This is a genomic window from Micromonospora sp. RV43, from assembly GCF_001029515.1.
Lineage (GTDB): Bacteria > Actinomycetota > Actinomycetes > Mycobacteriales > Micromonosporaceae > Micromonospora > Micromonospora aurantiaca.
The window spans coordinates 1-23,969 of sequence record NZ_LEKG01000043.1 but is presented as its reverse complement, the minus strand read 5'-3'; the positions used below and the strand labels follow the sequence as shown (position 1 = coordinate 23,969).

The window sequence follows — 23,969 nt, the reverse complement described above, 5'->3', positions numbered from 1 at the left end:
GTGTGACAGCCGCCGGTCCGGGTAACACCTTCGGATCTCCGGCTCTCGCGTGGAAGGACCCCCATGGCCCTGGCCCAGGACGTCGACCCGAACCAGTTCACCGGGCTGACCGGCTGGGTGGCGAGCGTGATCGACTCGCTCGGCGCGGTCGGCGTGGCACTGCTGGTGGCGCTGGAGAGCATCATCCCGCCGATCCCGAGCGAGATCGTGCTGGCGATGGCCGGTTACCTGTCCGCCGAGGGCCGGTTCAACGTGGTGTTCATCGTGGTCGCCGCGACGGTCGGCTCGCTGCTCGGCGCGCTGGTGCTCTACTGGCTCGGCGCGGCGCTCGGCGAGGAGCGGCTCAAGCGCTGGCTGGACCACATCCCGCTGGTCGACCTGCAGGACCTGGAGAAGGCCGACCGCTGGTTCGAGCGGCACGGCCGGTGGGCGGTGCTGATCGGCCGGGTGGTGCCGGTGGTCCGCAGCCTGGTCTCCATCCCGGCCGGCGCGAACCGGATGCCGCTCGGTGAGTTCATCCTGCTCACCACGCTCGGCAGCGGGGTGTGGAACGCCCTGATCGTCGGCGCCGGGTTCACCCTGGGCTCGCGGTGGAAGGACGTCGACAAGTACAGCCAGTGGTTCAACTACGCGATCTTCGCCGTCTTCGGTTTCATGATCGTGAGCTGGGCGGTGAAGAAGGTGCGCCGGCGGCGCGCCCGGCAGTCGGTGACCACCGGGCGCTGACCGCCGCGCGGGTCAGAAGCCCGCGGTGATGCCGGTGAACTCCCAGGTGTTCTGCGCGATGCCGGAGCAGTTGGCGACCACGCCGCCGCCGGGGCAGGGCCGGTCCCGGTTGACCGACCAGAACGTGAACCGGGCCAGGCCGCGCGCCTTCGCCCAGTCGCGGATCTGCGTCCAGGTGGCCGGCGAGATCAGCTCCTGCTGGTCGGAGAGGCCGTTCATGCCGGACAGGCCCATGTGCGCGTACGCGGTGGCGTCCGACCAGCCGAACGCGTTGCGCAGCGCGGTCTTCAGGCCCTCGGCCGCGTTCACGGTGTTCTGGTACATGTTCGCGCCGCCGCCGAAGTCGAACGGCATGATGGTGAACACGTCGATCCCGGCGCCCTTGGCCGCCGCCTGGTTGATCAGCCGGGTGCCGTAGTACGACGGCCCGGTGGTCGAGGTGCCGAACGTGATGATCGTCTTGATCCCCGGGTTGTTCTGCTTGACGATCTTCAGGGCGTCCAGGATGCGGTCCTGCACCACCTCGTTCTCGAACTCGTCGCTGTTCTCGATGTCGATGTCGATCGCCTTCAGCCCGTACGCGTTGATGACCTTCTGGTACGCGCCGGCCAGGGCAGCGGCGGACGAGCAGTTCGGGCCGAGCTTGTTGCCGCTCCAGCCGCCGAAGGACGGGATGACGTCGCCGCCGGCCGCCTTGATCGCGGCGATGGTGGCGGCGTGCGTGCCGCCGGTCAGCGGGCCGCTGCCGTCCCAGGCCGGGGTGCAGCCGCCGCCGGACAGCACGAACGCGATGGTGAACCACTTGATGCCGGTCGCGCCCATCACGGTGGCGGGCGCGGGCGGGTCGACCCAGCCCGGGTAGAGGTACGGCGCGGCGGCCATCGCGCCACTGCCGCCACCGGTGCAGCCGCTGGTGGTGGCCGCGACCGCCGCCGACTTCGCCGACTCGCCGGTGCCGTTGTACGCGGTCACGGTGTAGCTGTGCCCGCTGCACGCGGCCAGCCCGGAGACGGTGGCCGAGGTGCCGGTGACTGTGGCCTTGACCGTGCCGCCCTCGTACACCCGGTAGCCGGTGACGGTGCCGGAGACCGCGTTCCAGGCGAGCGAGACGGCGGACGCGGTGGTGCCGGTGACCCGCAGCCCGCCCGGCGTGGCCGGTGCGCCCGGGTTGCCGGGGTTGCCGCCGCCGGTGCAGGAGGCGCCGTTGACCGTGCAGTTCACCGGGTCGCCGGTGCCGCTGACGACGAAGCCGAAGCTGGTGCTGGCGCCCGGGGCGAGCGCGCCGTTCCAGGACTGGTTGACGGCTGTGACGTGCTGGCCGGAGGTGGTCAGCCGGGCGTCCCAGAACGAGCCGAGCGTGCTGCCGGACGGCAGGTCGAACTGGACGTTCCACGAGGAGATCGCGGCGGAGCTGTCGTTGGTGACTGTGAACCGGGCCTCGTACCCGCTGCTCCAGCTGGAGGTGCGGACGAACGCGGCGGTGGCGGCGGAGGCGGGTGGCGCGGCGAGCAGGGCACCGGCGACCACGGCGGTGGTCAGCGCGGCGGCGAGCGTCGCCAGGCGGGGGCGGAGTCTCACGGCGTCCTCCAGGGGACGGGCGGGGGTGGAGAGGGATTCACAACCGTCGACGTGCGCCCATTATTAAGAGTGTTAACTGTTTCTGTCCAGCACCGGTGCGGCCCGAACCCCGGAGGGGGTCCGGGCCGCGTCCCGGCCGCGCTCAGCGGCGGAAGGTGAACCAGTTGACGTTGACGAAGTCGGACGGCTGGCCGCTGCTGAACGTCAGGTAGACCGTGTGCCGGCCGGTCACCGCGCCGACGTTGCCGGGCACCGAGCGCCAGGTCTGCCAGCCGCCGGTGTTGCCTACTGCGAAACTGCCGATCGGCGGCGCGGTCGGGCTGTCCACCCGAACCTCCACCAGCCCGCTCACGCCGGACGCCGCGCCGGAGGCGACCCGGGCCACGAAGTCGCGCGGCGGCGTCGAGCCGAAGTCGACGTTGTCGTAGCGGGCCCAGTCGCCGTTGGCGAGCCAGCCGATGTCCTGGCCGCCCTCGGCGCACGTCTCCACCTGCACGCCGTTCTGCGCGTTGAACGACTCGGCCTGGATCGTCGCGTACGCGTCCCGCACCCCGCCCGGCGGCGGCGTGGTCGGCGTGGGCGACGGGTTGCTCCCGCCACCGCGGGTGTAGACGGCCACGTAGTCGACGAGCATCGACCGGCCGGGCACGGTCGATCCGGTGGGGGTCGCCGAGCCGGCCACGCCGTCCGGGAATCCGCCGCCCATCGCCACGTTGAGCAGCAGGAAGTAGCCGGCGTGGTTGGTCATCTGACTCCAGTACGGCTCACCGACCTGGTTCTGCCCGACGGTGTGGAAGAGCTGGCCGTCGACGTACCAGCGCAGTTGCTGCGGGCTGGTCGAGGCGTCCCACTCGAACCGGTAGGTGTGGAACGCCGACTGGCAGGTGCTGCCCGGGCAGGCCCGGGAGGCGCCGATGCCGTTGAACTCCCCGCACGGGCCGCCCGGCGCGACGCCGCAGTGCAGCACGCCCCAGACCGAGTTGATCCCGTTGACGTTCTCCATCACGTCGAACTCACCGATGCCCGGCCAGTTCTGGTAGTTGCCCCGGTACGGCGAGCCGAGCGCCCAGAACGCCGGCCAGTACCCGGACGCCGCCGCGCCCGTCACGTTCGGCATCTGGATCCGGCCCTCCAGGGCCAGCACACCACCCGACGGCGGCTTGAAGTTCGCCCGTACCGTCTCGATCCGGGCCGAGGTCCAGCGGCCGGCCGAGTCCCGCAGCGGCGTGATGCGCAGGTTGCCCGAGCCGTCGTGGGCCAGGTTCGCGGTGCTGGACGTGTAGATCTGGATCTCGCCGGTGCCCCAGTTGGCCGGGCCACCCGGGTAGCCGGTGCCGGTGTCGATGATCCAGTTGGCGGACGAGGGCAGCGTGCCGGCGGAGCCGGTGAAGTCGTCGCTCCACACCAGGCTCCACCCGGACGGTGTCGGGGGCACCGCGGCCTGGGCGGTCATCGAGACGCCCGCGAGCGCTGTGGTGAGCGCGAGGACACCGGCGGCCAGGGCGAGCCGGCGGCGTGTTCGGGGCACGGTGGCGGAGGCGGCCGGGGCCGCCGGGATCGGATTCATTCGGGGTGCCTCTCTGCGGGGACGGGTCCGGGAGAGCGCTCTCTGAGAGCGATTTCTACGCGCCCGCCCCCGCACTTGTCAACGCTTGTCGATGGCCGCCGCCGGCTGCGGCCGGCGCAGCACCACCTGCTCCAGCGCCGTCCACGCCGTGGTGGTGACCAGATAGAGCACCGCCGCCAGCGGCACCACGAGCGCCACCAGCACCGTGCCGTACGGCAGCAGCGGCAGCACCCGCCCGAGCACCGCCGCACCCGGACCCTCGGCCGGCGTCCCGGCCACGGTGCCGGTGGCGGCCGCCGCCCGGCGCATCCGCCGCGACGACCACCAGGCCAGCGCCAGCAGCGCGGCCAGCAGCACGCCGAACACCAGCGGCACCGGGCCGGCCAGGCCGTCGCCGAGGTGCCACCCCAGCGGTACGCCGGCGAGCCGCTCCCCCAGCAGCTCCGGCGCGCCGTCACCGGTGGCGAACAGGCGGTACATGACCAGGAAGAACGGCGCCTGCAACAGCGCCGGCAGGCAGCCCGCGACCGGGCTGGCCCCGGCGTTGCGGTAGAGCGCGAACAGCTCGCTCTGGAGGCGGGCCGGGTCGTCGGCGTACCGGCGCTGGAGTTCCCGTACCTCGGGGGCGAGCGCGGTGCGACGCCGCTCCCCGCGGACCTGGGCCACTGTCAGCGGGGAGATCAGCAGCCGGACGGCGACTGTGAACAGGACGATGGCGGCCGCAGTCGCGGCGCCGCCGGTGAGCGGGGCGAGCACGTCGGCGAGCCAGGTGACGACTGTGGCCGCGGCCGAGGCCGCGGAGTGCAACGGTGCGAAGGCGAGCATGGGTGGACCCCTCGAAGGCGATTCCGGGTGTCCCGGGCAGCGACGTGCCGCACGGCGGGACGGATGACGACGGAATCGGCCGCGGAAGCCGGGATGGAGGGATCTACCGGCCCGCCGACGCGGGCCGGAAGAAGGTGGCTACGCGGCCGAGGGGCGCAGGCCGGGTGCCCGAGGGCGGGGACGGCCCGGCGCGTCCGGGTCGACCTGCCGGGGCACCCCGCGACGGCGGGCGCGGGCACGCAACGCGGCGGCGAACCGGGTGCCGGGCGGCGTGGGCAGCGCGCGGACCCGCAGCGCGAGCAGCGTGGCGAGCAGCAGCGCGGCGACGACCGCCGCACCGGCGATCAGCCCGGCCGGTCGGTCGGCGAACAGGGCGAGGGCGTACGCCCACGCTCCCGTCAGCACCGCCAGCATCCCCGTCACACGGCCACCCTAGCCCGCCGTGTCACGCCCCGCGGGCCCGTGCACGCCCACCGGCGGCACGACCCGTTCGGGCGAACCGGCGCCGACACGCCCAGCGGCACGTTTCCCCAAACGGACACGGTGGGTAACAGGTCCTCGACCACGCGGCACGGTGCCGCGAGCGGTCCGGAGGAGACGGTGGTGACGATGAGTGGCTCAGTGGCGGAGCGGGAGCGGAGCGCCGCATCGGGCGGAACCGACCTGCTGACAGTCGGCGTCGAGGAGGAGTTCCTGCTCGCCGACCCGCACACCGGGACCGCCGTACCCGCCGTCGACCTGGTCATGGAGCAGGTGCCGGCCGAGCTGCGCGGTCAGGTGGAACGCGAGTTCCAGACCAGCCAGATCGAGATCGGCAGCCCGCCCGGGCTGGACCTGTCCTCGATCCGGCACTCGCTGTCGATGCTGCGCGCCGAACTGGCCGACGCGGCCGAGCGGGCCGGCGTACGGCTGCTCGCGATCGGCACCGGGCCGGTCGACGGGCCGGTGCCGCCGGTGGTGGACAAGCCGCGCTTCGACCGGATGATCGAGCGGTTCCGGCTGCTGGTGCCCGGTCCCGGCAACAACGGCATGCACATCCACGTCGGCATCCCCGATCCGGACACCGGTGTGCAGGTGCTCAACCACGTCCGGCCCTGGCTGCCGATCCTGCACGCGGTCACCGCGAACTCCCCGTTCTCCCGGGGCGAGGACACCGGGTACGCGAGCTGGCGCTCGGTGGAGTGGGAACGCTGGCCGTCGGTCGCGCCCACCCCGTACCTGGAGTCGCACGAGCACTACGAGCGGCTGATCCGGCAGCTCATCGCCAGCGGCGTGATGCTGGACGAGGGGATGCTCTACTGGTACGCCCGGCTGTCCGCGAAGTACCCCACGGTGGAGATCCGCATCGGCGACGTCTGCCCGTCGGTGGACGACGCGGTGCTGGTGGCGGCGCTGGTCCGCGCGCTCGTCGCCACAGCTCTCACCGACATCGCCGCCGGCCGCCCGGCCGTCAACACCGACCACCACCTGCTGGTGGCGGCGCACTGGCGGGCCGCCCACGACGGGCTGGAGGGCGAGGGCGTCGACCTCACCGACGGTGAGCTGCGCCCGGCCTGGGAGCTGCTGGACCGGCTCGTCGACCGGCTGCGCCCGGAACTGGAACGGCACGGCGACCTGGACCGGGTGACCGATCTGCTGGGCGGGCTGCGGCGGCACGGCAGCGGCGCGGCACGACAGCGGGCGGTGTTCGCGCGTACCGGCAGCCTCGTCGACGTGGTCGCGGACGTGGCGCGGCAGACCCGTGGCTGAGCGGCCACGCGGCCGTGGCCCGGCGTGACAGGATGGGCGACGTGGCCGAGCGCATGATCGTCATCGGCGGCGACGCCGCCGGGATGTCGGCGGCGTCGCAGGCGCGTCGCCGCCGCGACCGGTCCGAGCTGGAGATCGTCGCGTTCGAACGCGGGCACTTCACCTCCTACTCGGCCTGCGGCATCCCCTACTGGGTCAGCGGCCTGGTCGAGGAGCGGGACGAGTTGATCGCCCGCGACCCGAAGACCTTCCGCGACGACTTCGGCATCGAGGTCCGTACCCGGCACGAGGTCACCGCCATCGACCTGGACCGCCGCGAGGTCCTCGCGCGTGACCTGGACGGCGGCGGCGAGGTCCGCGCCGGTTTCGACACCCTGGTGTACGCCACCGGCGCGTCCCCGGTGCAGCCGGACTGGGCACGCGACGACGTGTCAGGGGTGTTCGGCGTGCAGACGCTCGACGACGGCGCGGCGCTCATCGGCTGGCTCGAACGCGAGCCCCGGCCCCGGCGCGCGGTGGTCGTCGGCGGCGGCTACGTCGGCGTCGAGATGGCCGAGGCGCTCGTGCAGCGCGGGCTCTCCGTCCAGCTCGTGGAGCAGGCCGACCAGCCGATGTCGACAGTCGACCCGGACATGGGCGAGCTGGTGGCCGACGCGATGCGCGCGACCGGCATCGGCGTCCGCACCGGCCTCCAGGTCACCGGTCTCCAGGAGCGGGACGGCCGGATCTCCGCGGTGGTCACGAACGAGGGGCCGATCCCGGCCGACGTCGTGGTGCTGGGTCTCGGCGTACGCCCCAACACCGCGCTCGCCGAGGCCGCCGGCCTGCCGATCGGCCCCTCCGGGGCGGTCCGCACCGACCGCCGGATGCGGGTGCCGGGCGTACCCGGCGTGTGGGCGGCGGGCGACTGCGTCGAGTCGCTGCACCGGGTCAGCGGCATGCCGGTGCACATCCCGCTCGGCACGCACGCCAACAAGCAGGGCCGGATCGCGGGCATCAACATCGGCGGCGGGTACGCCACCTTCCCCGGCGTCATCGGCACCGCCGTCACCAAGGTCTGCGAGCTGGAGGTGGGCCGCACCGGGCTGCGCGAGCGGGACGCGCGGGAGGCCGGCTTCGAGTTCGTCACAGTGCTGGCCCAGTCGACGAACCGGGCCGGCTACTACCCGGGCTCGCGGCCGATGACGGTCAAGCTGATCGCCGAGCGGCCCAGCGGGCGGTTGCTCGGGGCGCAGATCGTCGGCTGGTCCGAGGCGGCCAAACGGATCGACGCGCTCGCGGTGGCACTGTGGAACGGCATGACAGTGGACGAGATGACGGCGCTCGACCTGGGGTACGCGCCGCCGTACGCCCCGGTGTGGGATCCGGTGCTGATCGCCGCCCGCAAGGCCGTCGACGCCCTCGCCGCCGTGTAAGGAAGGGCCCCCTATTAACGCCTCCGGTAGAGGAAGGGCCCCTTCTTAACACCGACACCCGGGTTTGTCGGTGCCCGGCGTTAGCGTGTGCGCGTTGCCGGTTCGGCACTTCCCCTCGGAGGTATACCCCCATGTCCCAGGAGACGACCTACCTCGAACTGTCCGAAGTGGATGGTGGAGCGCACAAGTTCTACGAGGTGGTGGTCGACGACACCGCGATGACAGTGCGCTACGGGCGGATCGGCGACCAGGGCCAGGTGAAGACGAGCACATACCCGGACAACACCCGCGCCCGCGCCGCCGCCGCGAAGAAGATCGGCGAGAAGGTCCGCAAGGGGTACGCCCCGGCGGTGCCCGGCGTACGCCAGAAGCGGACGGTGTCGCGCCGGCAGATCGTCAGCACCCGCTCGACCGCCCGCACCGCCCCGGTCCTCTGGCGGTACGCCTCGGGCGCGCCCGCCTTCGGCATCTTCGTCGACGACAGGCACTGCATGGTCGGCAACGAGCACGGCGTGATCACCACGCTCGACCACGACGCCCGGCTGGTCAACCAGGTCCGGCTGCCCGACGGGGTGAAGTGCATCGTCGCCGACGACGCCTGGGTCTACGCCGGCTGCGACGACGGCAACGTCTACGACCTGTCCGGCAAGGTGCCGCGCGCGGCGTACGCGATCGCGCCCGAGATCGACATCTACTGGCTCGACATCCACGACGGCGTACTGGGCGTGTCCGACCGCGACGGCGGCATCTCCGCGATCGACCACGAGGACGAGTTCCTCTGGCGCCGGCCGGGGCGGGGCCGGTCGGCGTGGATGGTGCGCTGCGACGCCGACGCGCTCTACCACGGCCACTCGCAGGGGGTCACCGGTTACGACTGGCGCACCGGGCGCGAGCTGTGGCACACCGGCACCGGCGCCGTCCTGTTCGGCTGGCAGGAGCGGGACGCCGTCTTCGCCGGCACGGGCACCCGCGAGGTGGTGCGCCTGCGCAAGGACGGCCGGGCCGAGCAGGTCTACCGCTGCGACTCGGCGGTCTTCTCCTGCGCCACCGCCGAGGGCGGCCGGTACGTGTTCGCCGGTGACAGCGCCTCCTCGATCTACTGCTTCGACCAGGCCGGCAACCGGCTGTGGAAGCTCGGCACCGGCTGCGGCTCGGCGTACTCGATGCAGTACCACGACAACCGGCTCTACGTGGTCACCACGAGCGGCTACCTGGCCTGCATCGACGCGAGCGAGGCGGCGATCCGGGCGGCCGAGGCGGGCAGCGTCCCCGACGTGGTCGACGTCAAGGCGCCGGCGCGGATGCCCGAGACGGCCGCCTGGACGTCGGTCGAGGTGACCACCGACGACCGCGACGGCGTGCTGGTGCAGTGCGTCGAGCAGGGCGGCCGGCTGCGGGTGCACGTCCTCGCCGACGGCTACCGGCGGGACTGGTCGGTGCAGTTCCCCAAGGGCATCCGCGAGCCGGGCGCGCGTTACCTGGTCACCGAGGTCCGCGAGTCCGGCCGGGGCGGCTTCTACCGGGCGTACGGGGACATCCGCCGGCTGCGCTGACCGCAGACCGGCGAGCCCCGGCCCGGGACAGCGGATCGTCGCCGTACCGGTCAGGATGTCTGGATGCGGTGCGACATTCCTGACGGGCTGCGCTGGGTCGAGCAGACCGAGGTCGGCCGGGCGTGGCTCGCGCAGCTGCCCGGCCGGCTGGCCCACTGCGTCGCGCGGTGGGAGCTGACGGTCGGCCCGCCGTTCGCGTACGCGTTCGCCTCGCTGGCGCTGCCCGCGACACTCCCCGACGGCACCCGGGCGGTGCTGAAGCTCCAGTACCCGGACGACGACAGCGTCCACGAGGCAACGGCGCTGGCGCACTGGGACGGGCGCGGCGCGATCCGGCTGCTCGGGCACGACGCCGATCGGCGCGCACTACTGGTCGAGCGGTGCGACCCCGGCACGCCGCTGCACTCGCTGGCCGCCGACGCGGCGCTCGACGTCGCGGTCGGCCTGCTACCGGGGCTCGCGGTGCCGGCCGGTGAACCGTTCACGCCGCTGGCCGAGGAGGCGGCCGGCTGGGCGGAGCGGATGACTGGTAACTGGCGACGGGCCGGCCGCCCGTACGAGCGGCGCCTGCTCGACACCGCGCTCGGGCTGCTCGCCGAGCTGGCGCCGAGCCAGGGTGAGCAGGTGCTCGTCAACCAGGACCTGCACGCCGGCAACATCCTGGCCGCCGGGCGCGAACCGTGGCTGGTGATCGACCCGAAGCCGCTGGTCGGCGAGCGGGAGTTCACGGTGGTGCCACTCGTGCGCGGCGCCGAGCTGGGTCACTCCCCGGCGGCGGTGCGGCACCGGCTCGACCGGCTCAGCGCCGAGCTGGGCCTCGACCGGGAGCGGGTACGCGGCTGGGCGATCGGCCAGACGGTGGCCTGGAGCATCGGCGGCGACCAGGTCTTCCCCGGCAACGTCGAGGCGGCCCGCTGGCTGCTCGACGAGATGTGACTCAGCCCGCCTGGCAGGTGGGGCACCAGTAGAGGTTGCGCCCAGCGAGCGCGCCCCGGCTGACCGCCGTGCCGCAGATGTGGCAGGGCGCGCCGGGGCGGCGGTAGACGTACACCTCGCCGCCGTGCCGGTCCACGCGCGGCGCGCGGCCGGTCACCTCCGGCAGGTCGGCGTCGCGCACCGTGTCGATCCGGCCCCGCTCGACCGCGCGGGTCATCAGCGTCACCAGGTCCGCCCAGAGTTCGGCCCAGCCGCCCGGCGTCAGCTCCCGCCCCGGCAGCAGCGGCGGCAGGCAGGCCCGGAACAGCGCCTCGGTCACGAAGATCAGGCCGGTGCCGGCCACCACCGACTGGTCGAGCAGCAGCGCGGCCAGCGGGGTGGGGCTGCGGCGGATCCGCGCGTACGCCCGGTCCGGGTCGGCGTCGGCGCGCAGCGGGTCCGGCCCGAGCCGGTCGCGCAGCGCCGCCACCTCGGGCGGGGTCAGCAGCTCGCAGGCGGTCGGACCGCGCAGCTCCAGCCAGTGCCGGTCGCTGTGCAGGCGCAGCCGCAGCTGCCCGACCGGAGCCGGCGGCTCCCCCGGCCCGTCGGCGAACTTGCCGTACAGACCCAGGTGTACGTGCAGCGTCAACTCGCCCGCGTAGTGGTGCAGCAGGTGCTTGCCGTACGCCTCGGTGCCGTCCAGGACGGTGCCGCTCAGGCGGGCCGCGCCCTCGGCGAAGCGCCCCTGCGGGCTGTCGGCGTGCACCTTGTCGCCCGCGAACAGCTCGGCGTGCCGGGCGGCGAGGCGGTGGATGGTGTGTCCCTCTGGCACAACGACCAAGCGTAGCCAGCGGATCGGACCGCCGGCGACGTCGGGTCCTGGGACGACATTGAATCGATGTTCGTCGACTGAAAGACTGGCGGCGGCAGCGCTCGGGAGCCAGTGCGAGCCGCTCGATCTCGCCGGAGGGACAAGCGCGGGGTGATGCGCCACCCCGGTGCCGGGCAGTCGTCTCCGGCGCTCCGCCGTGTCGTCACGGCGGCGACATCGCGGTCCACCACCACTCCGGCGCCGACCGCCCCCGGCGCCCCCAGCTCGGGAGAGACAGATGCTCCGTACGCTCGGCGCGGCACTGGCCGCCGCCCTCGCCCTCACCGGCCCGGCCGCCTCGGCCGGCGCCGACCGGTCGCCCGCCACCACGACGACGACGCTCGCCACCGCGGCGACGCCGACCCCGACGCCCACGTTCGCGTGCCCGCCGGCGTTGCCGGTCAGCGGCCAGGTGACCGGGGCCACCACGACCAGCATCACCATCACCTACTGGATGGTGCTCAGCCCGCCCTGCGGATACGACCCGCCGCTGGTCGTCAGCCTCTTCGCCAGCCGCGAGGACGCCACCGGGTGGCGCGACCCGGTGGCCGAGGCGGTCACCGGGCCGGAACGGTCGGGCACTGTCACAGTCGGCGGCCTGACCCCGGGCACCGCGTACTGGTTCCGGTTCGGCGACACCAAGGGCGTACGGGATCCGTACGTGATCGGCGGACCGGCGCGCACGCTGTCGCTCTGCTCCGCGACGGCCGCGATCGACAGCAGGTGGGGCGGTGGCTTCGTCGCCACTGTGACGGTGCGCAACGACGGCACCGATCCGGTCCCGGGCTGGCTGGTCTCGTGGCGGTGGTCCGGTGACGAGCGCATCCAGTCGGTCTGGGGCGGGGTGGCCGAGGGCTCCGGCCAGGACGCCGAGGTCCGCAACGCCTCCTGGAACGGGACGCTGGCGCCGGGTGCTTCGACGACGTTCGGCCTGCTCGTGGCGACGAGCGCGACGCCCGCCGCCATCACGCCGGTCTGCGGGCGGTGACCGGCATGCGGTGGACGGCACGGCACGGCGGCACCGGCCGCCTCCTCGCGGCGGGGCTGGCGCTCGCAGTGGCCGTCGCGGCGATGGTGGTGGGACCGGCAGCGGGTGCGCTGGCGGCGCCGGTGACAGTCACCAACGGCACCCAGTTCACCGACACGAGCGGCGCCGTGGTGCACGCCCACGGCGGCGGTGTCCTCAAGGTCGGCGACTACTACTACTGGTTCGGCGAGAACCGCAACCCGGACAACACGTTCCGGGCGGTCTCCGTCTACCGCTCCACGGACCTGCGCACCTGGGAGTTCCGCAACAACGTGCTCACCCAGTCGTCGGCCGCGGAGCTGCGGGTCGCCAACATCGAGCGGCCGAAGGTCGTCTACAACGCGGGCACCGGCCGGTTCGTGATGTGGATGCACAAGGAGAACGGCTCCGACTACAACGAGGCGCGGGCCGCCGTCGCCTCGTCGGCCACCGTGGACGGGAACTACACGTACCACGGCAGCTTCCGGCCGCTCGGGCAGCACATGTCCCGTGACATCACGCTCTACAACGACAACGGCACCGCGTACATGATCTCGGCGGCCGACGACAACTACGACCTGAACATCTACCGGCTCACCTCGGACTACCTCAACGTCGCCGCTCTGGTGGGCAACTTCTGGGACGGCGCGCACCGCGAGGCGCCCGCGATGTTCAAGCGGGGCTCCACGTACTTCCTGCTGACCTCGGGGGCGACGGGATGGAGCCCGAACCAGGCCCGGTACGCCACCGCGCCGAGCATCTCCGGACCGTGGAGCGGCTGGACCGACGTCGGCAACGGCACCACCTTCAACTCCCAGCCGGCCTTCGTGCTGCCGATCCAGGGCACGTCCGGCACCAGCTACCTCTATCTGGGTGACAGCTGGGCGGGCGCCTGGGGCGGGCCGGCCAACGACTCCCAGTACGTGTGGCTGCCGATCGCCTTCCCGACCGCCACCAGTATGAGCCTGACCTGGTATCCGTCAGTCACCGTCGACACGGCGGTGGGCACGGTCACCGGCAACTCGCCGACGTACTACCGCGTCACCGCCCGGCACAGCGGCCGGGTGCTCGACGTGATCAACGGCTCCACGGCGAACAACGCCGAGGTCAAGCAGTGGGGCTGGAACGGCGGCGGCAACCAGAGGTGGGAGTTCCAGGACGCCGGTGGCGGCTGGTTCCGCCTCGTCAACGCGGCGAGCGGCAAGTGTCTCGACGTCGCTAACGCGTCCACCGCCGACGGCGCCAACATCATCCAGTACACCTGCGGCAGCGGCGCCAACCAGCAGTGGCAGTGGGCCGCGCTCGGCGGCTGGTTCCAGTTGCGGGCCCGGCACAGCGGCAAGTGCCTGGACGTGGTGAACGCGGGCACCGGCGACGGCGCGGACGTCCAGCAGTACACCTGCGGTGCGGGCACCAACCAGCAGTGGTCACGCACGGTGTCGTGACCGGACGGCACGCCTGAGCGTGCGGAGCGAACCCAGGGGTGTCGATTTCGGCACACCTGGGTACTTCCTGCTTGTCATGCGCGGCCTCCGCGCCTGGATCAGGAGGTGCCATCGTGAAGATCTTGTCCCGCCGGAACTCTCCGGCGACCAGTACCGATACCAACGGCGACGGCGTGGTCGACGAGCGCGACCGGACCGCCGAGCAGCCGGCCGACCGGCCCGTGGTCACCGACCGCGACGAGGAGCGGACCACGTACCGCAGCGCCGCCACAGCGACCGACGACGAGCGCGCCCGGGACGCGGCGACCGACCGGGACGCGCGCGACCTCGGCGCGACGACCGCCGACGGCCGGAGGACGCCCACGGCGACCGACGCCCGGATCGCGGCGGCCGACGACGAGCGGGACGCGGAGGCCCGGCGACGGGCTGCGGACCGGGGCGCGGCGGCGCGCGCGGTCACCGGCCGGCGGGTCGACGCCGACACGCGGACCGCTCCGGTGACCGACGCCCGGACCGTCGGCGCGGCGCCCGCCGCCGAGCGCACCGTGGACCTGGACCGCGACGGCCGTCCGGACCGCACCGACCTCGACCGGGACGGCCGCCCCGACGGTACGGACACCGATGGCGACGGCCGGGTGGACCGGCCGGAGCCGTACACCACGAAGCGTCCCCGGGCCAGCCTGCTCGCCACGCTCGGCCTGATCGTCTCGGTCGTCGGGGCGCTGTTCGTGCTCTCCGGCACGCTCGCCGGGTACGGCATCGGCGTCGGCGCGGTCGGCGCCGTGCTGGCGGTGCTGGGCCTGATCGCCACCCGTCGCCGGCACGTGGCGGGCAAGACCGACGCGCTGATCGGCATTGCTGTCGGCCTGGCCGCCGTGGTGCTCGGCATCGTGGCGATGACCGGCCAGTTCGACTGGCCGACCACCGACGGCGACTGGGTGGGCCGCTTCCGCGAGTGGCTCGACTCACAGTTTGGCAACTGGTTCTGACGGGCACTGTCCCGATCGCCGGCAGGTCCGGCCAGCCCGATCAGTTCCGGTGGTTCACCGGCCGGGCAACACCTCTTTCGGGGGCGGCGGTTCGCCGCCCCCGAAGTGTGTCCGGGGTCGGCGCAACGATCACCCGCTGCTGACCGATTCAACGCAACGATTCGCTGCTCAACGCAACTTCCCGCGGTGGATGTCGTCTACCCGGGCCGCATAACGTTGGACCACGGCGCCAGCCCGTGGGCCGACGGTGGCCGGGCGCGCCCGACTCTGGGAGCACGACATGACGATGGACGCCATCCGCCAGCGCTTTCTGATGTGCCGGCCGACGTACTTCGCCGTCGACTACGCGATCAACCCGTGGATGGACCCCACCGCCCCGGTCGACGCCGACCTGGCGATCCGGCAGTGGGAGCAGCTTCGGCGCACGTACCTGGACCTGGGCCACGAGGTCGACCTGATCGAGCCGGTCGCCGGCCTGCCGGACATGGTCTTCGCCGCGAACGGCGGCACCGTGATCGACGGCAAGGCCATGGCGGTGCAGTTCCGCGACCCGCAGCGCGCCGACGAGGCGCCCGCGTACCGGGCCTGGTTCGAGGGCGCCGGCTTCGAGATGTACGACCCGAAGCACGTCAACGAGGGCGAGGGCGACGTCCTGCTGGCCGGTGACCACCTGCTCGCCGGCACCGGGTTCCGCACCGCGCACGCCTCGCACGCGCAGCTCCAGGAGGTCTTCGGCTACCCGGTGATCACCATGCAGCTGGTGGACCCCCGGTTCTACCACCTGGACACCGCGCTGACAGTGCTCGACGAGCGCACCGTGGCGTACCTGCCGGAGGCGTTCTCCCCCGGCAGCCGGGCGGTGCTGCGCCGGTTGTTCCCGGACGCGATCCACGCCACCATGGCCGACGCCGAGGTGCTGGGCCTGAACGCGGTCAGCGACGGCCGGCACGTGGTGCTGCCCGCGCAGGCCACCGACCTGGCCGCGAAGCTGCGCGACCGGGGCTACGAGACCATCGGGATCGACCTGTCCGAGCTGCGCAAGGCCGGCGGCGGACCGAAGTGCTGCACGTTGCGACTCCGTCAGGGAAAGGCGAGCAAGTGATCATCGACGACATGCTGCGGACTCCGTCCGCGGTCCGGGACGCGGAGCGTCACACGGCGCACAACTACCACCCGCTGCCCGTGGTGATCTCGTCGGCCGAGGGCGCCTGGCTGACCGACGTGGACGGCCGCCGCTACCTGGACTGCCTGGCGGGATACTCGGCGCTGAACTTCGGCCACCGGCACCCGAAGCTGATCGAGGCCGCGCACGCGCAGCTCGACCGGCTCACGCTGACCAGCCGCGCGTTCATCCACGACCAGTTCGCCGACTTCTGCCGCGAGCTGGCCGCGCTGTGCGGCAAGGACCTCGTGCTGCCGATGAACACCGGCGCCGAGGCGGTGGAGACCGGCATCAAGGTGGCCCGCAAGTGGGGCTACCAGGTCAAGGGCGTCACGCCGGGCCAGGCCAACATCGTGGTGGCGGAGGGCAACTTCCACGGCCGTACGACCACGATCGTCAGCTTCTCCACCGACGAGGACGCGCGCGCCGACTTCGGGCCGTACACCCCGGGTTTCACAGTGGTGCCCTATGGCGACCTGGACGCGCTGACCGCGGCGATCGACGAGAACACGGTGGCCGTGCTGCTGGAGCCGATCCAGGGTGAGCAGGGCGTCGTGGTGCCGCCGGAGGGCTACCTGCCGGGTGTGCGCCGGGTCTGCACCGAGCGCAACGTGCTGTTCGTCGCCGACGAGATCCAGTCGGGTCTGGGGCGTACCGGCGCGACGTTCGCCTGCGAGCACGAGGGCGTCGAGCCGGACATGTACCTGCTGGGCAAGGCGCTCGGCGGCGGCATCGTGCCGGTGTCGGCGGTGGCGGCGAACCGCGACGTGCTGGGTGTGCTCCAGCCGGGCCAGCACGGCTCGACGTTCGGCGGCAACCCGCTGGCCTGCGCGGTCGCGACCGAGGTGGTCCGGCTGCTCGCCACCGGCGAGTTCCAGCGCCGCTCGGCCGAGCTGGGCGAGCGGCTGCACGCCGGGCTGCGCGGCCTGATCGGCAAGGGCCTGGTGGCGGTACGCGGGCGCGGGCTGTGGGCCGGGCTGGACATCGACCCGGAGCTGATGACCGGCCGGCAGGCGTGCGAGCGGCTGATGGAGCGGGGCGTGCTGGCCAAGGACACGCACGGCTCGACCATCCGGCTCGCCCCGCCGCTGGTGATCACCGCCGACGAGATCGACCACGCGGTGGCGCAGCTCGCCGCAGTCCTGGCCGGCTGAGGCCGTACGCGACCGACTCCGTACGCGAGAAGGCGCCGGGACCGCGACGGTCCCGGCGCCTTCGCACGTGCCCGTCAGGGACGCGGCAGTCGCATCGCCATGGTCGGCGCCTCGGCCATCACCGAGTTCGGGGTGTACTTCGCGTCGCTGCTCATGTCGTCGGCGCGGCCCACCTGCACGCCCGGGTACAGCTCGATCAGGTCGCTCTCGGCGAGCACCCGGGACTGCTGCGGCGCCAGCGCGATCCGCTCGTGCTCGGCCATCGAACCACCGGGGCGTACGCCGGAGCCGTTGGTGCTGGTGTCGGTGACAACCACCTCGCCCACCCGCAGCTCCAGCCGGATGTGGCTGCGGCTGATCCAGCGCCGGGCCTCGTCGTTGAGCCACTGGCCGAGCGTCACCCCACCCGGGCCGTCCGGTGCCCGGCCGATCGCCACCGGTTCGGTCTCGGTGAGCACGAACCGCTTGCGGACCAGACCGCCGATGCGCACGGCGAGCACAGCGGTACGTGGGCGCGGGCCGGCGTCGGAGAGCCGTGCGCCGTGCCGGGGGCAGGTCGGCGCGCCGGTACGCAGCGTGGGCGGCGGCTGCTCGGCCGGCACCCGGTCCACGGCGGCCAGGTCGGCGAAGGCGCCACCGCCCCCACCGCCGCCGAACAGCGCGCAGCCCGGCTCGGGGCAGCGCCACTTCCGGGAGAGCACCTTGACGCCCGCGGGTGAGCGACTGCCGGTGGCCGGGTCCTGGCCGCCGCCGACGTGCGCGATGAACACCGGCCCGCCGGCGCCGGGCACCGGGGCGAGCACCCGGCCCGCCTGCCCGACCCACGGGTACCGCCCGACGAGCCCGTCCAGCCGCGCCCGGGTGAGCACCGGCAGGCCGAGCAGGTCGGCCACCTCCAGCATCCGGTCACCGGGCTGGTCGAGCACCTCCACCAGGCCGTCGTCGGCCCATCGGCGCACCACCATCCGCTCGTTGGAGGTCAGGTCGGCGTCGGACAGCAGCGCCCGGTGCACGATCGCGTAGACCGGGACGCTGTCCTCGCCGATCTGCCGGGACAGCGCGTCGATCACCATCCCGAGTCGCAGCAGGCTGGCCGGACGGCCGCCGTCCAGGTTCTGCCAGCGGATCACCTCGGCCAGGTCGACCACGGCCCGGGCCAGCGACGGATCGGTGCAGACCCGACCCTCGATGGCGTCGAGCACCTTGCTGATCTCGAATCTCATGCCGCAGCTCCGCACGATGTCGTCCCGTGACGCGGCCGGGGCCGGTCGGCCCGCCGCGCCGCGCGCCACCACCGCGGCGCGTCCTCCACCATGCGACGACCCTACCGGCCACCCCCGCCGGCGGCGTGGCGGCGCACTCCCGAAAGGGGCGCACGCCACCGGGCGGGCGCCGCTCGCCCCCGCCCGGCCCGCCGCGCTCAGGCCGCGCGCAGCGGCCGGCCTACGTCGTGCAGGTGCGCCAGCGCCTGCCGGTACGACTCGACCAGCCCGGTCTCCGCGTACGGGACGCCCTGCTCGGCGCAGTACGCCATCACCAGCGGCCGGGCCCGGCGCAGGTTGGCGCGCGGCATGTTCGGGAACAGGTGGTGCTCGATCTGGTAGTTGAGCCCGCCCAGCGCCAGGTCGACGAACCGGCCGCCACGTACGTTGCGTGAGGTCAGCACCTGCTTGCGCAGGTAGTCCAGCTCGTCGTCGGCGGTGGGCATCGGCATGCCCTTGTGGTTCGGGGCGAACGAGCAGCCCATGTAGAGGCCCCACAGCCCCTGGTGCACGGCGACGAACAGCAGCGCCTTCGCCGGTGACATGACCGCGAACAGCAGCCCGATGTAGCCGGCGGCGTGCGCGGCGAGCAGCAGCGCCTCCACGGCCCGGTGCCGCATCGGCACCCGCCACCGCCCGTCCGGTTCCCGGCCGATGAGCGCCTGCACGCTCGCCACGTGCAGCGCCAGCCCTTCCAGCAGCAGCAGCGGGAAGAACAGCCACGCCTGGCGGCGGGCCATCCACCGGCTCAGGCCGCGCGTCGCCGTCGCCTGCTCGTACGTCCAGACCAGCGCGCCCGCGCCGACGTCCGGGTCCTCGTCGGTGTGGTTCGGGTTGGCGTGGTGCCGGTTGTGCTTGTCCACCCACCAGCCGTAGCTGAGCCCGACCGCGAGGTTGCCGGCGACCAGTCCGGCCGCCTCGCTCGGCCCGCGCCGGCGGAACATCTGCCGGTGCCCGGCGTCGTGGCCGAGGAACGCCACCTGCGTGGTGGCCACCGCCATCACCACCGCCAGCGGCACCTGCCACCACGAGTCACCGACGAGCGCCACCACGATCCAGCCGGCCAGGAACGCGCCGAGCGTGAGCGCGATCCGCAGCGCGTACCGGCCGGGCCGCCGCTCGAGCAGTCCCGCCTCGGCGATCCGGCGGGACAGCCGCGCGTAGTCGCTGCCCCGCCGTGCCGCGGGTTCCGTCGACGTGGAAGTGGTCATGTCGCCCCCGATGCCGCGAGCCACGCTCCGTACGCGACTCTCCGTCACCGATTCTGGCGATTACCGTCGCCGTGGGTAATCCCGCAGACCCCCGGCTCGGAGGTGGTGCTGGCCCTACCTCTCCGGGCCGGCGCGGCGCAAACGATCTTCGTCACACCGCAGCGAGCCCGTACGACGGTGAGCGCACCCGCTCTGACCAGCTAATCTGTACGTAAAGATGAGTAGCACTCAGCCGAACGGCCGATAGGCAGGCTGCACGGTCGTCGACAGACGGGAGACAGCGCGGTGCGTGGATTGACGGACAAGGTGGTGTTGGTGACGGGCGGCGGCTTCAGCCCCGACCAGGTGGGCTCCGGACTCGGCATGTCCATGTGCGTCGAGCTGGCCGCCGAGGGCGCGAAGGTGGTCGTCTCCGACCTCTCCCTGGAACGCGCCGAGGCGACAGTCATGCGCGTCAAGGAAGCCGGCGGCGACGCGGTGGCGGTGGCGGCCGACGTCACCGACGAGGACTCGGTGCGCGCCATGGTGAGCGCCGCCCTCGACGCGTACGGGCACATCGACGTGCTGGTGAACAACGCCGGGGTGTTCGGCGCGTACGTGCCGCTGCTGGAGATCGAGAACAGCCAGTGGGACCGCGTCATGGAGGTCGACCTGAAGGGCGTCTTCCTCGCCACCAAGGCCACGCTGCCGCACATGCTGGAGCGTGGCAAGGGCGTCGTGATCAACGTGTCGTCGGCGTCCGGCGTGGTCGCCAGCGAGGTCGGCGCGGAGTACACCACCGCCAAGCACGGCGTCATCGGGCTGACCAAGCAGATCGCCTACGACTACGGCCACCAGGGCATCCGTGCGGTCGGCATCGGCCCCGGCGTGATCAAGACCGCCGCCTTCGAGGGCGCGGAGATCACCAGCGACTTCCCGTTCTACGACCTGACCATGCAGGCGCCCGCCGGCCGGTACGGCGAGCCGCACGAGATCGCCCGTGCGGTCTGCTTCCTCGCCAGCGACGACGCGTCCTTCATCCACGGCCACACCATCCCGGTCGACGGTGGTTCGCCGATCAGGTGAGGCGAACGGGTCGGCCCGGGCGGGATCGTCTCCCGCCCGGGCCGCATCCCCGACGGGTCAGCCGAGCCGGGCGACGGCGTCGCGCAGCCGGACCAGGTCGCGCCGGCGCCGCTCGTAGGTGGCGGCCAGCCCGATCAGCAGCAGCCCGCCGAGGCCCAGGAAGATCCAGCGGGGCAGCAGGTCCCAGCCCCGGGCCAGCTCGTGCAGCGCCAGCGGCACCAGCGTGGCCGCGCCCAGCACCACTGGCGCCTGCCAGCGCCGGGCCGCCCCACCGAGCACGACGGCGAGCGCCGCCGCGCCGAGCGCCAGCCGCCGCCACGGCTGCGGCTCACCTGACACCAGCACCGACACGAGGCTCGGCAGGAACGCCGCACCGAGTCCCGGGCCGAGCGCCAGCCAGCTGGTCAGCCCGGGCCGGCGCCGCAGCGCCAGCAGCCCGGCACCCAGGGCGAGCGCCGCCGCCGGCAGCGTGTACGCCTCCAGCACGACCACCCCGCCCGCGGCGAGCAGCAGCCACCCGCCGACCAGCTCGCTGCCCGCGGCCACCGCCGCCAGCACGCGACGCCCGGCCGGCGACTCGCCCCGGCGCGGCACCCGGACCGCGACGGCCACACCCCACAGCACGCAGACCGCCGCCGCGTACCGCAGCGAGCCGCCGGTGAGCAGCAGCGCGAGCAGCGCCACGGCCTGCGCCGCCGCCTCCAGCGCCCACGCACCGGCCAGCCCCGCGCCGACGCCGCCCGGCCCTCGGACCACGCGCAGCAGCGGCGCCGCGTGCAGCGTCACCGCCGCGACGGCCAGGGCGGCGAACGCCGCGGTACGCAGCGGCAGCCCCGCCGCCAGCGACGCGGTGACCGCGAACCCGGTGGCAGTCGCGACCGCGCCCAGCCACCCCGCGATCCGGACCACCGCCGGCCGCCCGGCCGCCCCGGTCACGGCACCGGCCACCACCAGCGCCCCGAGTGCGGCGAGCGTTCCCGCCCGGGTGGCGAGCAGGCCACCGAACCCGGGTACGGCCAGCACCGCCCCGAGCGGCACGAGCACCACCGGGCGCGCGCCGGTGAGCGCGACGACCAGCAGCGCGGCCAGCCCGACGCCGAACGCGACCGCCGGCACCACCGGCCAGGGGGCACCGGCCGCCTCCGCCAGCACCGGCAGCGCGACAGCGCCGAACGGCAGCGCGGCGAGCCACCAGGCGACGCGGCGATCCGTGGCGGCGTACGCCCCGGCGGCGACGCCCAGGAGCAGCAGCACCAGCCCGGCGCGGGCGGTCCCGGCGGACGCCGCCGGGGCGGCGGGCACCCCGGACCAGGGTTGCACCGGCAGGTCCACGAGCAACGTCAGCACCACCGGGGACACGGCCAGCAACGCCACGACGGCCAGCACGCCGCCGACCGCGCGCAGCGCGACCGCCGGCCGGGAGCCGGCCCCGGCGGCGAGCGCCAGCAGCACCCCCACCGCTGCGTACGGCGCCACCGGTTCCCCGCCCGGCGCGACGAGCGGCCCGAGGCCGACCCCGGCGAGCGCGACGGCGAGCCCCGTCGAGGCGTACCCGCTCAGGTCGGTCCACAGGCGACGGACGGCGAGGACGACGACGACCGGCACCACGACGGCGGCGGTCGCGCCGCGCAGCTGCCACCAGGCCGGCGCGCCGAGGCCGAGCAGCGCGACCGCCACGCCCGCCGGTACGGCGAGCAGCGAAACGGCCAGCGCGACGCCGCCGACGACCGGCTGCGCGCCCTGTCCACGCCGGCCCAGCGCGGCGAGCGCCGCGCCGAGCACCGCCGTGACGGCGAGCACGGCCACGGCCCCGCCCGGGGCGGCGCAGCCGACGAGCAGCGCGTGCCCGAGCAGTACCGCCCCGGCCGACGCGGTGACCGGCACGACGACCCGCCCTCCACGCGGCCGGGCCACCGCCGCCAGCAGCAGCGCGGCGGCCGTCGCGAGGTCCACGACCAGCACCAGCGGCCACGGCGTCGCCGTCACGGCCGGCGCGGCGAGGGCGACCAGACCGGCGGCGGCCACGCCGGCGAGCGGCCGGACGGCCCGGGGCGTCAGCAGCGCGACCGCCCCGGCGGTCAGCAGCAGGGCCACCGGAAGCTGCCAGCCCCAGGACGGGACCGGCACGTCCCGGCCGCCCTGCCAGGCCGGGAAGCCGACGCTCGCGGTGGACGCGCCGACCAGGCCGGTGAGCACGACCGCCACCTGGCCCAGCGCGGCGGCCACGGCGAGCGCGCCCACGAGCGGACCGGTCCGGACCGGCGCCGGCAACGCCCGGACCGCACCGGCGAGCGCCGCCACCACGAGGCCGGCGGCGATCAGCAGCAGCCCGGACCGCCACTCGGCGACCGGCCGGATCAGCGCGACCGCGAGCACCGGCACCAGCAGCCCGGTGGTCGTCGCGCGCCAGAGGCGGCCACCCGCGGCGAGCCCGCCGGCGACCAGCGCCAGCGCCACCACCAGCAGCGGACCGCCGGCCAGCAGCGGCGTGCCCGCCGCGTGGCCGACCGCCAGCGGCACCAGCGCGCAGCCGGCCGCCAGGACCAGCGCCGTGCCGTGCCCGGTCCAGCCCAGCACCCGCCCGGCCACCAGCGCCGTGCGATTGCCGGAGGTACGGCGGCGCAGCACGACCACGACCGCGAGGTCACCGAGCGCCACGGCGGTCAGCACCAGCGCCCAGCCGGCGGCGGTGGGCCGGAACGCGGCAGCGGCCAGCGGCAGCACCGGCTGCGCGAGCAGCCACGCCGCGAACCAGGGTGCGGTGAGGCGGCTGACCAGCGCGTAACCGGCGGCCACCGCGGCGCTGCCCGCCGCCACCAGCGCCGCGTACCGGCTGCCGGGCAGGCCGGTCACCCCGAACAGGTCCACCGACCAGGCGGCGGATCCGTCCAGGACCACCAGGAGCAGCGCCACCGAGGCGAGCGTCTCGGCGGTGCCGCGCAGCCCGCGGGCCCGGGCGACGAGCGGCGCGACCAGGGCCAGCGCGGTGACGGCGAGCAGGATCAGCGCCCGGCCGGCCACCCCGAACGTGCTCCAGGCGACGGCGGTGAACACCACGGCGGCGGTGCCGAGCAGCAGGCCACCGAGGACGAACAGCAGGCCCTGGACCGCGCGGGTGGAGGTCTCCGCGCCGCCGGGGCGTACCGCGACGGGGGTGGGCGGAAGCTGACGCGGCGGCGTCGGCGCCGGGAGCGGCGCGGGACCGGCGGCGCGCGGCGCGGGGATCTCCTGCCGGATCCGGGCCGCCAGCACCGCCCGCCGCTGCCGGGCCGTGACCAGCCGGCCGGACAGGTCCTGGTACGTCAGCCGGGCCGCCTCGACGCGCGGCACCAGCTCGGTGATCTCCCGGTCCAGCCGGACGGCCTGGACACCGCCGAGCTGCGCAAGCTGCTGGAGTCCGGGGTGCGGCCGCGGCTGGCGCACGTGATCCCCAACTACCAGAACCCGGCCGGCGTGACCCTCTCCCTGGAGAAGCG

At 74.0% G+C, this 23,969-nt stretch carries 19 protein-coding genes and 1 pseudogene; 12 read left to right on the top strand and 8 right to left on the bottom strand.

Going from position 1 to position 23,969, the window contains the following annotated elements:
* Nucleotides 1–63: 63 nt before the first annotated feature.
* Nucleotides 64–726 (top strand): DedA family protein, encoded by a 663-nt coding sequence (locus tag ABD52_RS13345; RefSeq protein WP_047892014.1) that lies wholly within the window; start codon nucleotides 64–66, stop codon nucleotides 724–726.
* Nucleotides 727–738: 12 nt separating this feature from the next.
* Here ABD52_RS13345 and ABD52_RS41580 read toward each other — a convergent pair whose 3' ends face one another.
* The 4 genes from ABD52_RS41580 to ABD52_RS13325 form a co-directional block, all read right to left on the bottom strand.
* Entirely contained in the window at nucleotides 739–2,304 is a 1,566-nt protein-coding gene (locus ABD52_RS41580) for a cellulose binding domain-containing protein (RefSeq protein WP_047892013.1), read from the bottom strand.
* Between the two features lie 142 nt (nucleotides 2,305–2,446).
* The gene (locus tag ABD52_RS13335; protein ID WP_047892012.1) at nucleotides 2,447–3,871 is read right to left on the bottom strand and encodes a carbohydrate-binding protein; all 1,425 of its coding nucleotides are present in this window, start codon (nucleotides 3,869–3,871) and stop codon (nucleotides 2,447–2,449) included.
* A 78-nt stretch (nucleotides 3,872–3,949) separates the two neighbouring features.
* A complete protein-coding gene (locus tag ABD52_RS13330) occupies nucleotides 3,950–4,696 on the bottom strand; it encodes a membrane protein insertase YidC (RefSeq protein ID WP_013288307.1) in 747 nt (248 codons plus the stop codon).
* Between the two features lie 138 nt (nucleotides 4,697–4,834).
* Nucleotides 4,835–5,110: a DUF6412 domain-containing protein gene (locus ABD52_RS13325; RefSeq protein WP_047892011.1), complete on the bottom strand. Its 276-nt coding sequence runs from the start codon at nucleotides 5,108–5,110 to the stop codon at nucleotides 4,835–4,837.
* 186 nt (nucleotides 5,111–5,296) lie between these two features.
* On the opposite strand from ABD52_RS13325, the gene ABD52_RS13320 reads away from it, so the two are divergent.
* From ABD52_RS13320 to ABD52_RS13305, 4 genes are all read left to right on the top strand, one after another.
* Entirely contained in the window at nucleotides 5,297–6,445 is a 1,149-nt protein-coding gene (locus ABD52_RS13320) for a glutamate--cysteine ligase (RefSeq protein ID WP_013475308.1), read from the top strand.
* A gap of 41 nt (nucleotides 6,446–6,486) precedes the next feature.
* Nucleotides 6,487–7,860: an FAD-dependent oxidoreductase gene (locus ABD52_RS13315; protein ID WP_047892030.1), complete on the top strand. Its 1,374-nt coding sequence runs from the start codon at nucleotides 6,487–6,489 to the stop codon at nucleotides 7,858–7,860.
* Between the two features lie 131 nt (nucleotides 7,861–7,991).
* Nucleotides 7,992–9,413, top strand: coding sequence for a WGR domain-containing protein (locus tag ABD52_RS13310; RefSeq protein WP_047892010.1), 1,422 nt, complete (start codon nucleotides 7,992–7,994; stop codon nucleotides 9,411–9,413).
* Nucleotides 9,414–9,476: 63 nt separating this feature from the next.
* Complete coding sequence (locus tag ABD52_RS13305) at nucleotides 9,477–10,349, top strand: aminoglycoside phosphotransferase family protein (RefSeq protein ID WP_047892009.1); 873 nt, start codon at nucleotides 9,477–9,479, stop codon at nucleotides 10,347–10,349.
* A 1-nt stretch (nucleotide 10,350) separates the two neighbouring features.
* Here the strand turns inward: ABD52_RS13305 and ABD52_RS13300 are convergent, their stop codons facing one another.
* Entirely contained in the window at nucleotides 10,351–11,160 is an 810-nt protein-coding gene (locus tag ABD52_RS13300; protein WP_047892008.1) for an Fpg/Nei family DNA glycosylase, read from the bottom strand.
* A 277-nt stretch (nucleotides 11,161–11,437) separates the two neighbouring features.
* Between ABD52_RS13300 and ABD52_RS13295 the strand changes: the two genes are divergently transcribed.
* The 5 genes from ABD52_RS13295 (at nucleotide 11,438) to rocD (ending at nucleotide 16,955) form a co-directional block, all read left to right on the top strand.
* Complete coding sequence (locus ABD52_RS13295; RefSeq protein WP_047892007.1) at nucleotides 11,438–12,187, top strand: cellulose binding domain-containing protein; 750 nt, start codon at nucleotides 11,438–11,440, stop codon at nucleotides 12,185–12,187.
* A 5-nt stretch (nucleotides 12,188–12,192) separates the two neighbouring features.
* Nucleotides 12,193–13,650: an RICIN domain-containing protein gene (locus ABD52_RS13290; protein WP_047892029.1), complete on the top strand. Its 1,458-nt coding sequence runs from the start codon at nucleotides 12,193–12,195 to the stop codon at nucleotides 13,648–13,650.
* A gap of 113 nt (nucleotides 13,651–13,763) precedes the next feature.
* On the top strand, nucleotides 13,764–14,639 hold the full coding sequence (locus ABD52_RS13285) for a thrombospondin (protein WP_047892006.1): 876 nt from the start codon (nucleotides 13,764–13,766) through the stop codon (nucleotides 14,637–14,639).
* Nucleotides 14,640–14,925: 286 nt separating this feature from the next.
* Complete coding sequence (gene ddaH, locus ABD52_RS13280; RefSeq protein WP_030271835.1) at nucleotides 14,926–15,741, top strand: dimethylargininase; 816 nt, start codon at nucleotides 14,926–14,928, stop codon at nucleotides 15,739–15,741.
* Nucleotides 15,741–16,955: an ornithine--oxo-acid transaminase gene (gene rocD / locus ABD52_RS13275; RefSeq protein ID WP_030271837.1), complete on the top strand. Its 1,215-nt coding sequence runs from the start codon at nucleotides 15,741–15,743 to the stop codon at nucleotides 16,953–16,955. The genes ddaH and rocD overlap by 1 nt, the downstream gene beginning before the upstream one ends.
* A gap of 74 nt (nucleotides 16,956–17,029) precedes the next feature.
* Here rocD and ABD52_RS13270 read toward each other — a convergent pair whose 3' ends face one another.
* Together ABD52_RS13270 and ABD52_RS13265 are read right to left on the bottom strand one after the other, a co-directional pair.
* Complete coding sequence (locus ABD52_RS13270) at nucleotides 17,030–18,178, bottom strand: FHA domain-containing protein (protein WP_041784533.1); 1,149 nt, start codon at nucleotides 18,176–18,178, stop codon at nucleotides 17,030–17,032.
* Between the two features lie 197 nt (nucleotides 18,179–18,375).
* A complete protein-coding gene (locus ABD52_RS13265) occupies nucleotides 18,376–19,428 on the bottom strand; it encodes an acyl-CoA desaturase (protein WP_047892005.1) in 1,053 nt (350 codons plus the stop codon).
* A gap of 285 nt (nucleotides 19,429–19,713) precedes the next feature.
* Between ABD52_RS13265 and ABD52_RS13260 the strand changes: the two genes are divergently transcribed.
* A complete protein-coding gene (locus ABD52_RS13260) occupies nucleotides 19,714–20,493 on the top strand; it encodes an SDR family NAD(P)-dependent oxidoreductase (RefSeq protein ID WP_047892004.1) in 780 nt (259 codons plus the stop codon).
* Nucleotides 20,494–20,550: 57 nt separating this feature from the next.
* Here ABD52_RS13260 and ABD52_RS41660 read toward each other — a convergent pair whose 3' ends face one another.
* A complete protein-coding gene (locus ABD52_RS41660; protein WP_368665015.1) occupies nucleotides 20,551–21,177 on the bottom strand; it encodes an SCO7613 C-terminal domain-containing membrane protein in 627 nt (208 codons plus the stop codon).
* A gap of 2,646 nt (nucleotides 21,178–23,823) precedes the next feature.
* Here ABD52_RS41660 and ABD52_RS39060 point away from each other — a divergent pair.
* A pseudogene (locus ABD52_RS39060) lies at nucleotides 23,824–23,969 on the top strand (PLP-dependent aminotransferase family protein); the annotation flags it as partial.

Bases quoted from the DNA above. Each gene is read 5' to 3' on its own strand.
- ABD52_RS13345 (WP_047892014.1), top strand. From the start codon at position 64: ATGGCCCTGGCCCAGGACGTCGACCCGAACCAGTTCACCGGGCTGACC.
- ABD52_RS13335 (WP_047892012.1), bottom strand. From the start codon at position 3,871: ATGAATCCGATCCCGGCGGCCCCGGCCGCCTCCGCCACCGTGCCCCGA.
- ABD52_RS13330 (WP_013288307.1), bottom strand. From the start codon at position 4,696: ATGCTCGCCTTCGCACCGTTGCACTCCGCGGCCTCGGCCGCGGCCACA.
- ABD52_RS13325 (WP_047892011.1), bottom strand. From the start codon at position 5,110: ATGCTGGCGGTGCTGACGGGAGCGTGGGCGTACGCCCTCGCCCTGTTC.
- ABD52_RS13310 (WP_047892010.1), top strand. From the start codon at position 7,992: ATGTCCCAGGAGACGACCTACCTCGAACTGTCCGAAGTGGATGGTGGA.
- ABD52_RS13305 (WP_047892009.1), top strand. From the start codon at position 9,477: ATGCGGTGCGACATTCCTGACGGGCTGCGCTGGGTCGAGCAGACCGAG.
- ABD52_RS13295 (WP_047892007.1), top strand. From the start codon at position 11,438: ATGCTCCGTACGCTCGGCGCGGCACTGGCCGCCGCCCTCGCCCTCACC.
- ABD52_RS13290 (WP_047892029.1), top strand. From the start codon at position 12,193: ATGCGGTGGACGGCACGGCACGGCGGCACCGGCCGCCTCCTCGCGGCG.
- ddaH (WP_030271835.1), top strand. From the start codon at position 14,926: ATGGACGCCATCCGCCAGCGCTTTCTGATGTGCCGGCCGACGTACTTC.
- ABD52_RS13270 (WP_041784533.1), bottom strand. From the start codon at position 18,178: ATGAGATTCGAGATCAGCAAGGTGCTCGACGCCATCGAGGGTCGGGTC.
- ABD52_RS13265 (WP_047892005.1), bottom strand. From the start codon at position 19,428: ATGACCACTTCCACGTCGACGGAACCCGCGGCACGGCGGGGCAGCGAC.